General features: G+C 68.7%; 14 protein-coding genes. 12 read left to right on the top strand and 2 right to left on the bottom strand.

Annotated elements, in window-relative coordinates; genetic code table 11:
• The first annotated feature begins 1 nt into the window (after position 1).
• The 10 genes from can (at position 2) to V3391_RS03200 (ending at position 8882) form a co-directional block, all read left to right on the top strand.
• Positions 2 to 676: a carbonate dehydratase gene (gene can / locus V3391_RS03245; RefSeq protein WP_332076972.1), complete on the top strand. Its 675-nt coding sequence runs from the start codon at positions 2 to 4 to the stop codon at positions 674 to 676.
• A complete protein-coding gene (locus V3391_RS03240) occupies positions 669 to 1094 on the top strand; it encodes a RidA family protein (protein ID WP_332076971.1) in 426 nt (141 codons plus the stop codon). The genes can and V3391_RS03240 overlap by 8 nt, the downstream gene beginning before the upstream one ends.
• A gap of 4 nt (positions 1095 to 1098) precedes the next feature.
• Entirely contained in the window at positions 1099 to 1647 is a 549-nt protein-coding gene (locus V3391_RS03235) for a 3-hydroxyanthranilate 3,4-dioxygenase (RefSeq protein ID WP_332076970.1), read from the top strand.
• Between the two features lie 32 nt (positions 1648 to 1679).
• The gene (locus tag V3391_RS03230; RefSeq protein WP_332076969.1) at positions 1680 to 2309 is read left to right on the top strand and encodes a hypothetical protein; all 630 of its coding nucleotides are present in this window, start codon (positions 1680 to 1682) and stop codon (positions 2307 to 2309) included.
• Positions 2310 to 2365: 56 nt separating this feature from the next.
• Entirely contained in the window at positions 2366 to 3376 is a 1011-nt protein-coding gene (locus V3391_RS03225) for an amidohydrolase family protein (protein ID WP_332076968.1), read from the top strand.
• Between the two features lie 72 nt (positions 3377 to 3448).
• On the top strand, positions 3449 to 4726 hold the full coding sequence (gene kynU, locus V3391_RS03220; RefSeq protein ID WP_332076967.1) for a kynureninase: 1278 nt from the start codon (positions 3449 to 3451) through the stop codon (positions 4724 to 4726).
• Complete coding sequence (locus V3391_RS03215; RefSeq protein ID WP_332076965.1) at positions 4723 to 6102, top strand: FAD-dependent oxidoreductase; 1380 nt, start codon at positions 4723 to 4725, stop codon at positions 6100 to 6102. Before kynU ends, V3391_RS03215 begins: the two co-directional genes overlap by 4 nt.
• On the top strand, positions 6099 to 7571 hold the full coding sequence (gene sbcB, locus V3391_RS03210; RefSeq protein WP_332076964.1) for an exodeoxyribonuclease I: 1473 nt from the start codon (positions 6099 to 6101) through the stop codon (positions 7569 to 7571). The genes V3391_RS03215 and sbcB overlap by 4 nt, the downstream gene beginning before the upstream one ends.
• The gene (locus V3391_RS03205; RefSeq protein WP_332076963.1) at positions 7568 to 8254 is read left to right on the top strand and encodes a DUF2461 domain-containing protein; all 687 of its coding nucleotides are present in this window, start codon (positions 7568 to 7570) and stop codon (positions 8252 to 8254) included. Before sbcB ends, V3391_RS03205 begins: the two co-directional genes overlap by 4 nt.
• A 94-nt stretch (positions 8255 to 8348) precedes the next feature.
• Positions 8349 to 8882: a DUF2939 domain-containing protein gene (locus V3391_RS03200; RefSeq protein WP_332076962.1), complete on the top strand. Its 534-nt coding sequence runs from the start codon at positions 8349 to 8351 to the stop codon at positions 8880 to 8882.
• 303 nt (positions 8883 to 9185) lie between these two features.
• On the opposite strand, the gene V3391_RS03195 is transcribed toward V3391_RS03200, so the two are convergent.
• Together V3391_RS03195 and ispG are read right to left on the bottom strand one after the other, a co-directional pair.
• Positions 9186 to 9893, bottom strand: coding sequence for a phosphatase PAP2 family protein (locus V3391_RS03195; RefSeq protein WP_332076961.1), 708 nt, complete (start codon positions 9891 to 9893; stop codon positions 9186 to 9188).
• Positions 9883 to 11142, bottom strand: coding sequence for a flavodoxin-dependent (E)-4-hydroxy-3-methylbut-2-enyl-diphosphate synthase (gene ispG / locus V3391_RS03190; protein WP_425497212.1), 1260 nt, complete (start codon positions 11140 to 11142; stop codon positions 9883 to 9885). Before ispG ends, V3391_RS03195 begins: the two co-directional genes overlap by 11 nt.
• A 187-nt stretch (positions 11143 to 11329) precedes the next feature.
• Here ispG and V3391_RS03185 point away from each other — a divergent pair, with 187 nt between their 5' ends.
• Positions 11330 to 12571 carry an ATP-binding protein gene (locus V3391_RS03185; protein ID WP_332076959.1) on the top strand — a complete coding sequence of 414 codons (1242 nt, stop codon included), beginning with the start codon at positions 11330 to 11332 and terminating at the stop codon, positions 12569 to 12571.
• Positions 12568 to 13149: a response regulator transcription factor gene (locus V3391_RS03180; protein WP_332076958.1), complete on the top strand. Its 582-nt coding sequence runs from the start codon at positions 12568 to 12570 to the stop codon at positions 13147 to 13149. Before V3391_RS03185 ends, V3391_RS03180 begins: the two co-directional genes overlap by 4 nt.
• Positions 13150 to 13155 lie beyond the last annotated feature (6 nt).

The following is a 13155-nucleotide window of genomic DNA, read 5'->3' as shown; positions in this document are numbered from 1 at the left end:
CATGGGCGAACTCGACAATCTTCTGCAGAACAACCGGGACTGGGCCGAGCGCGCCGTGCGCGAGGACCCGGATTTCTTCCACCGTCTGGAGAACCAGCAGATCCCGCGCTATCTGTGGATCGGCTGCTCCGACTCGCGCGTGCCGGCGAACCAGATCCTCGGGCTCGACCCGGGCGAGGTCTTCGTCCACCGCAACATCGCCAACGTGCTCTCGCACGGCGATCTCAACGCGCTGTCGGTGATCCAGTTCGCCGTCGACGTGCTCAAGGTCGAACACATCCTGCTGGTCGGCCATTACGGCTGCGGCGGCGTGCACGCGGCGATGACCGGCGCGCGCGTCGGTCTGGCCGACAACTGGCTGCGGCACGTCGCCGACGTCAACCACAAGCACGGCGCGCTGCTGTCCACGGTCGAGGACACCAGCCTGCGCCACGCGCGGCTGTGCGAACTCAACGCCGTCGAGCAGGCGCTCAACATCTGCCAGACCACCGTCGTGCGCGATGCCTGGGCGCGTGGACAGAAGCTCGCGGTGCACGGGTGGGTTTACGCGCTCGGCGATGGCCGCGTGCGCGAGCTCGGCATGGACGTGACCTCGCACGACGACATCGGCCCCGCCTACGAGGCCGCCGTCGCCGATATCGCACGCGTCGCCGCCCAGGGCCGGCGTGATGGCTGAGCCAGTCCAGGCCAGTGCGGCGCCGCGGCCGGTCGGCCGCTACCCGCATGCGCGTCGCGCGGGCGGCCTGCTGTTCCTGTCGGGCATCGGACCGCGCGATCCGGCCACCGATTCGGTGCCGGGCAACGTGATCGATGCCGACGGCCGCGTCATCCGCCACGACATCGCCGCGCAGACCCGCGCGGTGTTTGCCAACGTGCGCGCTGTGCTCGACGCCAGCGGCGCACGCTGGGACGACCTCGTCGACGTGACCGTCTACCTCACCGACATGGCCGGCGATTTCGCCGGCTACAACGCGGTCTGGGCCGAGTATTTCCCCGATCCCGCCACCGCACCCTGCCGCACGACGCTGGGCATCGATGCGTTGCCGACGCCGATCGCGATTGAACTCAAATGCGTCGCCGAGCCGAAGGAGTGAACCGATGATCCCCGGACCGCTGAACTTCCAGACGTGGATCGACGAACACCGCCATCTGCTCAAGCCGCCGGTCGGCAACAAGTGCATCTACGACGGCGACTTCATCGTCATGGTCGTCGGCGGGCCGAACGCGCGCACCGATTACCACTGGGAAGAAGGCCCCGAGTGGTTCCACCAGCTCGAGGGCGAGATGGTGCTGCGCATCCAGGAGGACGGCCGCGTCCGCGACATCCCGATCCGCGCCGGCGAAACCTTCCTGCTGCCGCCGAAGGTGCCGCACTCGCCGCAGCGCGGGCCGGATTCGATCGGCTTGGTCATCGAGCGCAAACGTCTGCCGCACGAGCAGGACGGGCTGCTGTGGTTCTGCGAACGCTGCAACCACAAGCTGTTCGAGCAGTACTTCCACCTGCACGACATCGAGCAGGATTTCCCGCCCGTATTCGACCGCTTCTACGGCTCGATCGAACATCGCACCTGCGACGCCTGTGGCCATCTGAACCCGCGGCCCGCGCGCTACGATCCTGATCCGGACACGCTCGCCGACATCACCTGAAACCCGCTGATCCAAGGACCTGGAGACCGCGCATGCGTCGACCCCTGCTGCTTTTGCTGCTGACCTGTCTGCTCGACATGATGACGCCGCTGCATGCGCAGACAGCAGACAACCCCGACCTCGCAGCCCTGTATCGAGCGGACCAGGAGGCACGCAAGGATGCAGCGGACATCGACTGGTCGGTGGTGTACCGCGAGGACACCGCACGTCGCGTACGCGTACGCGCGCTGATGCGTGAGGGGGCGATGCGCACCGCAGCCGACCACTACCACGCGGCCATGGTCTTCCAGCACGGCAACGGTCTGGACGACATCCGCATCGCCCACGCGCTTTCGACGCTGGCATCGACTCTGGCGCCAGACGACATGCGCTACCGGTGGCTGGCTGCCGCGTCCTGGGATCGCATCATGACCACGCAACTGCAGCCGCAGTGGTACGGCACCCAGTTCCATGGCAGCGACGATGGCCTGTTCCTGTATCCGGTCGCCGATGGCGCGATCGACGATGCCGAACGTGCGCGCATGGGCGTGCCGTCGCTCGCGCAATCGCAGGCCAGGGTCGGCGAAATGGCGGCATCGATGGGCCAGCAGCCGCGTCCCCAGCCGCCGACGATCGAACAGCTGCGACAGGAACGCCGCGCGGGCGAGAACGACGCCCCCTGAACCCGCTGTGCGCCTGCGGCGTGATCGTCGCAGGCTGGTCGTCTAGGATGACGGCCATGCTGAAGATCGACATCCACGCCCACTATCTGCCGCGCGACTGGCCCGATCTGGCATCGAAGTACGGCGAGCCGCGGTTTCCGGTGATCCACCACACCGACGACGGCCGCCACCGCATCTACAAGGACGGGCGTTTCTTCCGCGAGATCTGGTCCAAGACCTGGGATGCGCGCGAGCGCATCGACGACTACGCGCGTTTCGGCGTGCAGGTGCAGGTGATCAGCACGGTGCCGGTGATGTTCAGTTACTGGGCCAAGCCGGCGCATGCGCTGGAGCTGCACCAGTCGCTCAACGACCACATGGCCGCCACCGTCGCGGCGCATCCGCGCCATTACGCCGGCATCGGCACGGTGCCGATGCAGTCGCCGCGACTGGCGATCCAGGAGCTCGAGCGCTGCGTCGATCAGCTCGGCCTGCAGGGCGTGCAGATCGGCAGCCACATCGGCGACTGGAATCTCGACGCGTCCGAGCTCTTCCCGTTCTTCGAAGCGGCGGCCGATCTCGGCGCGGCGGTGCTCGTGCATCCCTGGGACATGATGGGCAGCGAGTCGATGCCCAAGTACTGGCTGCCATGGCTCGTCGGCATGCCGGCCGAGCAGTCGCGCGCGGCGTGCTGCCTGGTGTTCGGCGGCGTGCTGCAGCGGCTGCCGAAACTCAGGATCTGCATGGCGCATGGCGGCGGCAGCTTTCCGTACACGATCGGCCGCATCGAACACGGCTTCAACATGCGGCCCGATCTCGTCGCCACCGACAATCCGCACAATCCGCGCGGCTACCTCAAGCAGCTGTACTTCGATTCCTGGGTGGCCGATCCCCGGGCGCTGCAGTATCTGCTCGACACCTGCGGCGCGGACCGGGTGATGCTCGGCACCGACTACCCGTTCCCGCTCGGCGAACAGGTACCGGGCGCCGGCATCGAAGAGATCCCGCTCGATGATGCGTCCCGGGCGCGCCTGTATCACGGCACCGCGCTCGAATGGCTGGGATTGTCGCCCGGCCGCTTCGCGTGATCGCGTGATCGCGGCGCCCCCTCTCCTTTTCCTGTGTCGCGCATCCGCGCGACCTTCGACCGAACGAAGTCCATGACCGATTCGCACACCCTGTTTTCCGACGACTACGCCGCCTCCGCCGATGCCGCCGATCCGCTGCAGCGCTTCCGCGCCCAGTTCCATCTGCCGCGTTTCGGCGACGTGGAACAGGCGTACTTCGTCGGCAACTCGCTCGGCCTGCAGCCACGCAGCGCGCGCGCGCAGGTCGAGGACGTCCTCGACAAGTGGGCGATGGAAGCGGTCGAAGGCCATTTCCGCGGCAATTCGCAGTGGATGACGTATCACGGCCTGGTCGGTGCGCAGCTGGCGGAAATCGTCGGCGCGCAGCCCGAGGAAGTGGTCGCGATGAACTCGCTGACCGCGAACCTGCATTTCCTGATGGTCGGCTTCTATCGCCCGACCGCCGAGCGTCCGGCGATCCTGATGGAGGCCGGTGCGTTTCCGTCCGATCGCTACGCACTCGAATCGCAGGTGCGCTTCCACGGCTTCGACCCGGCGACCGACCTGATCGAAGTGCAGCCCGGTGCCGACGGGCTGTTCGGCATGGACGCGATCGCTGCTGCCATCGAACAACACGGCCACCGCGTCGCGCTGGTGCTGTGGCCGGGCGTGCAGTACCGCACCGGCGAGGCCTTCGATCTCGCGGAGATCGTGCGCCTCGGGCATGCCGCCGGCGCGGTCGTCGGCTTCGATCTCGCGCACGCGGCCGGCAACCTGCCGCTGCAACTGCACGACAGCAATGCCGACTTCGCCGTGTGGTGCCACTACAAGTACCTCAACAGCGGTCCGGGCGCGGTGGCCGGTGCATTCGTGCACGCGCGACATGCGCAGACCGACCGCCCGCGCTTCGCCGGCTGGTGGGGCCACGATGCGGCGACGCGGTTCCGCATGGGTCCCGATTTCCAGCCCACCCCGGGCGCCGAGGGCTGGCAGCTCAGCAATCCGCCGATCCTGGGCCTCGCGCCGCTGCGCGCCTCGCTGGACCTGTTCACCAAGGCCGGCATGCCGGCCCTGCGGGCGAAATCGGAAACGCTGACCGGTTATCTGGAAACCCTGATCCGCAGCCAGCTCGACGACGTGCTCGACATCGCCACGCCGCGTGACGCCGCGCGTCGCGGTGCCCAGCTATCGCTGCGCGTGCGCGGCGGACGCGAGCAGGGCCGCGCGCTGTTCGAATACCTGTCCGACAACGGCGTGCTCGGCGACTGGCGCGAGCCCGATGTGATCCGCATCTCGCCCGCGCCGCTCTACAACACGCATGCCGACGTGCTGCGTTTCGTGCGCGCCGTGGCGCGCTGGCGCGACGCGTGACCGCACCCGCACGCCATCTGACGATCATCGGCGCGGGCCTGGCGGGCGCGCTGCTCGGCATCCTGCTGCGGCGCCGCGGATGGGACGTGGACCTCTACGAGAAGCGCGGCGATCCGCGCGTGCAAGGCTACGGTGGCGGCCGCTCGATCAATCTGGCGCTGGCCGAACGGGGCCGGCATGCGTTGCGTGCCGCCGATGCGGATGACGCGGTGATGCACCACGCGATCATGATGCGTGGCCGCATGGTCCACGTCGGCGACACCGAGCCGGTGCTGCAGCGCTACGGGCGCGACGACGACGAAGTCATCTGGTCGGTGCATCGGGGCGATCTCAACATCGTGCTGCTCGATCTGGCCGAAGCCGCCGGCGCGCGGCTGCATTTCGATGCCGGCCTGGACGCGGTGAACTTCGATTCGCGCCGCGCGGTGTTCCGCGATCCGCGCGACGAAAGCACCCACGAAGTGCCGTTCGAGGCACTGGTCGGCGCCGACGGCGCGGGGTCCGCGCTGCGCGCGGCCATGCACCGTGTGCGCGACCTCGGCGAGCGCAGCGATTTCCTCGACCACGGCTACAAGGAACTCGAGATTCCGCCGACCGCCGATGCCGGTTTCCGGATCGAGCCCAATGCGCTGCACATCTGGCCGCGCGGGCATTACATGTGCATCGCGCTGCCCAATGACGAGAAGACCTTCACCGTCACCCTGTTCCTGCCGCACCATGCCGGCGCGGACGGCGGGCCCGCGTTCGACCAGCTGGGTGATGTCGATGCGGCACGCGCGTTCTTCGCGCGCGACTTTCCGTCCGCGCTCGCCCTGATTCCCGAATTCGATCGCGACTGGGCGGCCAACCCGGTCGGCCAGCTCGCCACGCTGTATCTCGACCGCTGGCATCTCGACGGCCGCGCGGTGCTGCTGGGAGACGCGGCGCACGCGATGGTGCCGTTCCACGGCCAGGGCATGAACTGCGCGTTCGAGGATTGCGTGGCGCTGGCGCGGCAGCTGGATACGCACGACGATCTCGCGGCCGCGTTCGCCGCCTTCGAGGCCGAACGCAAGCCCGATGCCGCGGCGATCCAGCGCATGGCGCTCGACAACTACCTGGAGATGCGCGACCGCGTCGACGATGCGGACTATCTGCTCCAGCGTGAGCTGGAACTGACGTTGCAGGCGCGTCACCCCGGCCGCTTCGTGCCGCATTACGCGATGGTGACCTTCATGCGCATTCCCTACTCGCTGGCGATGACGCGCACCGATATCCAGCGCGGCATTCTCGAACGCGCGACGGCGGGTCATGCCGCGCTGTCGACGCTGGACTGGGCCGCGATCGATGCCGAGGTCCTCGACCTGCTGACGCCGCTGGAGGATATTCCGGCGTGAGCGACAGCTTTCTCTTCTACGACTTGGAAACCTTCGGCGCCGACCCGCGCCGCACGCGCATCGCCCAGTTCGCCGCGATCCGCACCGATGCCGAGCTCAACGAAATCGACGAGCCGATCGACTTCTTCGTCCGGCCTGCCGACGATCTGCTGCCCTCGCCCATCGCGACGCTGATCACCGGCATCACGCCGCAGCATGCGCTGACCTCGGGTATGCCCGAGGCCGACGCGTTCGCGCGGATCCATGAGGAAATGGCGCGGCCGAAGACCTGCACACTGGGCTACAACTCGCTGCGCTTCGATGACGAGTTCGTGCGCTTCGGCCTGTACCGCAATTTCCACGATCCCTACGAGCGCGAATGGCGCAGCGGCAATTCGCGCTGGGACCTGCTCGACGTGATGCGCCTGTGGCATGCACTGCGCCCCGAAGGCCTGGTGTGGCCGACGCGCGAAGACGGCGCGACTTCGTTCAAGCTCGAGCATCTGGCGACGGCCAACGAGGTGCGTACCGGTGACGCGCACGAGGCGCTGTCGGATGTACGCGCGCTGATCGGTCTCGCGCGCCTCTTCAAGGCCGCGCAACCGCGGCTGTGGGACTACGCAGCGAAGCTCCGCGACAAGCGCTTTGCCGCGTCGATGCTCGACACCATCGCGATGACGCCCGTGCTGCACGTGTCGCAACGCTACCCGGCCGCGCGCCTGTGCGCGGCGCCGGTGCTGCCGATCGCGCGGCATCCGCGCATCGACAGCCGCGTCGTGGTGTTCGACCTCGACGGCGATCCCGACTGGCTGCTCGACCTCGATGCCGAAGCGATCGCCGCGCGCGTGTTCGTGCGCCGCGAGGATCTGCCTGAAGGCGTCGCGCGCATTCCGCTCAAGGAAGTCCACAGCAACCGCTGCCCGGCGCTGGTGGCCTGGAGTCATCTGCGCCAAGCGGATTTCGAGCGGCTCTCGATCGATCCGGCCGACATCGAACGACGCGCCGCCCGGCTGCGCGCCGCCGGCCCAGCACTGGCCGAGAAGATCCGCCAGGTGTTCGCAGTCGAGCGCGAATTCGGACCGTCCGATCCCGACGGCGCGCTTTACGACGGCTTCGCCGGCGACGGCGACAAGCGCCGCATGGCCCAGGTCCGCGCGACGCCGCCGACGCTGCTGGGCGCGCGCGACTTCGGCTTCGAGGATCCACGCCTCGACGCCCTGCTGCTGCGCTACCGCGCGCGCAACTGGCCGGACACGCTGGCTCCCGACGAACAGCTTCGCTGGGATGACTACCGGCGCGCGCGCCTGGCGCCCGGCACGACGCAGGCCGAACAGGATTTCGCCAGCTACTTCACGCAGATCGACGCCCTGCGCGACGAAGATCCCACCGACGCTCGGCGTCTGCCCCTGCTCGACGCCCTCGACGATTGGGGTCGGCGCCTGCAGACGCGCCTGCATCCGTCCCCCACGCAGCCCACCCAGTCCGCATGACCACGTATTTCAGCGACAAGAGCTTCAAGTTCCTGCGCGCGCTGGCGCGCCACAACGAGAAGCCCTGGTTCGAAGCACACCGCAAGGACTACGAGGCGCACGTGCGCCAGCCGTTCCTGCGCCTGATCGGCGATCTGCAGCCGGACGTGGCCACGGTCAGTCCGCATTTCCGCGCCGACACGCGCACCGTCGGCGGCTCGCTGTTCCGCATCCACCGCGATGCGCGCTTCTCCAACGACAAGTCGCCGTACAAGACCTGGCAGGGTGCGCGCCTGTTCCACGAGCGCCGCCGCGAGACCGCGGCGCCGTCGTTCTACGTGCATCTGCAACCCGGCGGCAGCTTCGTCGGCGCCGGTCTGTGGCACCCGGAATCGGACACCCAGCGGAAAGTCCGGCAGTTCATCGTCGACAACCCGGAAAGCTGGAAGGCCGCCGCGCACGCGAAGAAGCTGCGCAAGCAGTTCGAATTCGAAACCAGCGAGATGCTGGTCCGTCCGCCGCGCGGCTTCGACCCGCAGTTCGAATTCATCGACGACCTCAAGCACCGCAACTGGGTCTTCTGGCGCACGCTCGACGACGACACGATGACCGGCCCGAAGCTGCGGCAGACGATCGCCGCCGACCTCGTCACGCTGGCGCCGTTCGTCGACTATCTCTGCGCATCGCTGGATCTGGAGTTCTGATCCCGCGCGCCGCTGTCGCGCACGCGCGTCGTCGTTCAGCAGGGACTGCGCCGCCGTCTCCGACAATCGCAGCCTCCTCTTCGATGCGATTGCGATGAAGCGATTCGGCTGGCTCACCCTCGCGGTTCTCGTCCTGCTGCTCGGCTATGTGGCCGCCGGCCCGTATCTGACCGTCCACGCGATCCGCGAGGCGGTGCGCAACGAGGATTCGCGGGCGCTGTCGAAGCAGGTGGATTTCCCGGCGTTGCGCGAAAGCCTGCGGCGGCAGCTGGCCGACGCGATCGTGCGCGAGGCCGGACCGGACCTGCAGTCGAACCTGCTCGGCGCGATCGGTCTGCGACTCGCGGGCAGCGCGGCTGGTACGGGCATCGACATGATGGTGACGCCCGTCGGCCTGAGCGCGCTGATGCGTGGCCAGCGGCTGTGGAGTCTCGCCGGCGGCGCCTCGCCGACGCAGGTCCGCCCCGACGCCGATCGCGAGCCGCCGCTCGCGGATGCGCACTATCGCTACAACTCGACCTCGCGTTTCACCGCCACGGTGCGCGACGACCGCGATCGCCCGATCGAATTCGTGCTGACGCGCAAGGGGCTCACCTGGAAGCTGTCGGACATCCGGTTACCCCTTTGAAGATCGTCTCCTGCCTGCGGCAGGAGACGCCCGCGTCCCCTCTCCCGCGCGGGGCGACGATGTGCTGCATGCGAGCCACTGGCTCGCGCACAGCGGAGCGCCATGCGTGCTGCGCATGGCCGGGGGGCGGCAGCCGGGTGGGGACCGATTGCGAAGCAATCGGTGGGGTGAGGGCAGCGCGGAGTCTGACGAGATAGCGCTTTGGGCGTAGCGTCTCTGCAGCATCCCGCAACGATGGGTTTCGCTACGCTCTACCCATCCGACGGAAGCGCGCCAGACATCGGAGCGGCAAGGCCCCGCATCCTACGAGCGGACGTCCAACGCCCCCCGCCCGAACCGCGGCCGGTGATACATCACCAGATAGACGCCGACCACCCACGCCGACGCCGCCGCCCACCCCGCAAGAATGTCCGACGGGTAATGCACGCCCAGATATACACGCGACAGGCCGACCATCGGCACGAACACGGCCATCGCGGCAATGACCCACCAGCGTGCGCGGGTCGGCCAAGCCAGCAGGATCAGCACCGCGGCCAGCGTCATCGACCCCATCGCGTGGCCGCTGGGAAAACTGTAGGTGGCCTCGGGCGCGATCGAGTCCCACAGGCTGGGCCGGTCACGCGCGAACAGGCGCTTGGTCGCGAGGTTCAACAGCGCCGAGCCGCCGGTCGCGAGCGCGACGAACAACCCGTCGCGCCAGCGCTTCATCGCCAGCAGGATCAGCACCAGCGCGATGTCGACCGGCACCACGCCCTTGGCGTAGCCGATCTCGGAGAAGAACAGGAACACGCGGGTATACCCGTCGCGCGCGACGTCCTGCGCGAACAGCAGGATCGGCTCGTCGAACGGAATCACCTCGGCCTCGTGGACCTCGTCGGCGAGTTCCATGAAGCCCCACATCGGCAACAGCACGCCGGCGAACAGCAGCAGGAACTTCCAGCCGTGGCGCCGCAGCAGGCCGCCGGTCTCGCGTGAGCCCTCGGCGACGACCGCCCCGCCGTCAGACGGCATCGACGCGGCGGCCGTAGTTGCGGTGCACGTAGTCGTCGACCAGCGCAACGAACTCGTGGGCGATGTTCTCGCCACGCAGCGTCATCGCCTTTTCGCCGTCGATGAAGACCGGCGCCGACGGTGCCTCGCCGGTGCCAGGCAGGGAGATGCCGATATTGGCGTGGCGCGATTCGCCCGGACCGTTGACCACGCAGCCCATCACCGCGAGCGTCATGGTCTCCGCACCCGGGTGGGTGATCTTCCACTCCGGCATCTTGTCGCGCACATGGTCCTGGACCACACCGGCCAGTTCCTGGAAGAACTCCGATGTCGTGCGGCCGCAGCCGGGACACGCGGTGACCATCGGCGTGAACGCGCGCAGGCCCATCGTCTGCAGCAGTTCCTGCGCGACGACGACTTCCTTGGTGCGGGAGGCGCCGGGCTCGGGCGTGAGCGAAATGCGGATGGTGTCCCCGATGCCTTCCTGCATCAGGATCGCCAGCGCGGCGCTGGATGCGACCATGCCCTTGCTGCCGATGCCGGCCTCGGTGAGCCCCAGATGCAGCGCGAAATCGCTGCGCGCGGCCAGATCGCGGTACACGGCGACCAGCTCCTGCACGCCGCTGACCTTGGCGCTGAGCACGATGCGATCGCGCCCCAGTCCGAATTCCACGGCGCGTTCCGCCGAATCGAGCGCCGAACGGATCAGCGCCTCGCGCAGCACGCGCCCTGCATCCCAGGGGACGGCGCGCAGAGCGTTCTCGTCCATCAGCGCGGCGGCCAGCGACTGGTCCAGCGAGCCCCAGTTCGCGCCGATGCGCACCGGCTTGTCGTAGCGCATCGCAAATTCGATCAGCTGCCCGAACTGCAGGTCCTTCTTCTTGCCGAAGCCCACGTTGCCGGGATTGATCCGGTACTTCGCCAGCGCTTCCGCGCAGGCCGGTTCGCCGGCCAGCAGCTGGTGCCCGTTGTAGTGAAAGTCGCCGATGATCGGCACTTCGATGCCCTGCATCGCCAACCGTTCGACGATCCGCGGCACCGCGGCGGCGGATTCGGGATTGTTGACCGTGATGCGCACGAGTTCCGAACCGGCGCGCCACAACTCGCCGATCTGCTTCGCCGTCGAGGCGACATCGGCGGTATCGGTATTGGTCATCGACTGCACGACGACCGGCGCCGCGCCGCCGAGGGCGATCCCGCCGACATGGACCTGACGCGTGCCGCGGCGCGCGGCGGCGCCGAAAGCCGGCAGGGCGACGGGTTCGGACAGGCAGGCGGACGGCGTGGGCGCGCCGGCGGACGCGTTGACAGGAGCAGGCTGGGCGGACATGCGCGCATTTTAGCGGGTCGCGCCCGTCTTTTCGGTGACGCCCGCACTGACCGCGCCTGCGCCCACCCGCGGGTGCGACCGAAAGCCGCAGGGCGGCCCGCAGCCCCCTGCACTACGATGGCCGGCGATGCAGCCGCAACCGCCCGCCACCGCCCTGCTCCGCACCCTGTACAGCCTGCGCTGGTTCGCGGTGGGCGGGCAGTCGTTGACGATCCTGTGGGCGACACACAGCTTCGACATGGCGCTGCCGCGCTGGCCGTTGTGGGGGCCGGTACTGCTGCTGGCGGCGTTCAACGTCGTGGTGCACCTGCGCCTCGCGCACAGCCGCGACGCCGCGCCGGCCGAAGCCTTCGCGCACGTGCTGGTGGATACCGCCGTGCTGGCCTGGCTGGTGGCGTGGACCGGCGGCATCGCCAACCCCTTCGCGTCGCTGTTCCTGCTGCCGATCGCGCTGACCGCGATGGCGCTGCCGCAGGCCTGGGCGATCGCCGCCGCGCTGGCCTGCGTGACCGGCTACATGCTGGCCGTCAACTTCGGCCAGCCGCTGCCGCATCTGCACGACCACTTCGACCTGCACCTGGCCGGCATGGCGGTGAACTTCTTCCTGTCGATGGCGCTGGTCTCGTATTTCCTGCTGCGGCTCGCCGCTGCACGCGACCGCCGCGAGCAGGAGCTGGCGAGCTTGCGCGAACGCTTCGTGCGCAACGAGGGCATCCTGGCGCTGGCCACGCACGCGGCCTCGGTCGCGCACGAACTCAACACGCCGCTGGGCACGATGACCCTGCTGCTCGACGATCTCGACACCAGCGCGATGGGCGCCGACGGCGCCGAGGACGTGGCCACGTTGCGAAAGCTCGTCGACACCTGCCGCGACCGGGTGCGCTCGCTAGCCAACCCGGCCGATCCCGCGGCGAGCACGCGTGTCGACATCGGCCGCGTGCTCGAACACTGGCAACTCGTGCGTCCGGCGATCGTGCTCGCGCGCAGCGGCAATGTGGACGTGCACGAACGCGTGGACCGCACGATCGGCCATCTGCTGCTCGCCCTGCTCAACAACGCCGCCGACGCCAGCGAAGGCAACGGCAGCACCCGCGTGGATCTGCGCCTGCAGATCGAGGACGGCGTCCTCGACGGCGCGATCCGCGACTACGGCACCGGCTTCGACGCGCAGGCGCCGTTCCTGCCGGTGTTGTTCCGCAGCGGCAAGCCCGACGGCCTCGGCGTCGGCCTGGCGCTGTCACATGCCGCGATCGAACAGCTGGGCGGCGAACTGGACATGGAGGAAGCCGACGGCGGCGGCGCACGCGTGCATTTCCGCGTGCCGGTCGGCGCCGGCGGCGCTTCCCGCGAAACGGAGACGATGCGATGAAGGGCCTGCTGGTCGACGACGACACCCTGTATCTGGACGCGCTGCGACGCGCGCTGACCCGGCGTGGCATCGAATGCGAGATCGCCGCCGATCCGGCCACCGCGCTGGCGGTCGCCACGCGCATCGCGCCGGATTTCGCACTGGTGGACCTCAAGCTCGGGGATGCCTCGGGCCTGTCGCTGATCGAACCGCTGCGCGCGATCCGCGCCGACATGCGCATCCTGCTGGTCACCGGCTACGCGAGCATCGCGACCGCAGTGGAAGCGATCAAGCGCGGCGCCGACGACTACCTGCCCAAGCCGGTCTCGGCCGACACGCTGCAGCGCATCCTGCTCGATACCGAGACCGACACCGCGCCCGGCGCCCCGCTGCCCGAACGCGACGAGGACGACACGCTCGAAAGCCCGACAATGATTCCGCTGCACCGGCTGGAGTGGGAACACATCCAGCAGGCGCTGGCCGAGACCGGCGGCAACATCTCCGCGACCGCGCGCCTGCTCGGCATGCACCGCCGCTCGCTGCAGCGCAAGCTCGCGAAGCGGCCAGGTCCGGAACGTCGTCCGCCCACGGACGGGTGAAAGCGC

Source organism: Luteimonas flava, assembly GCF_036584485.1.
GTDB classification, from domain to species: domain Bacteria; phylum Pseudomonadota; class Gammaproteobacteria; order Xanthomonadales; family Xanthomonadaceae; genus Luteimonas; species Luteimonas flava.
This window is presented reverse-complemented; position numbering and strand designations above follow the sequence as displayed.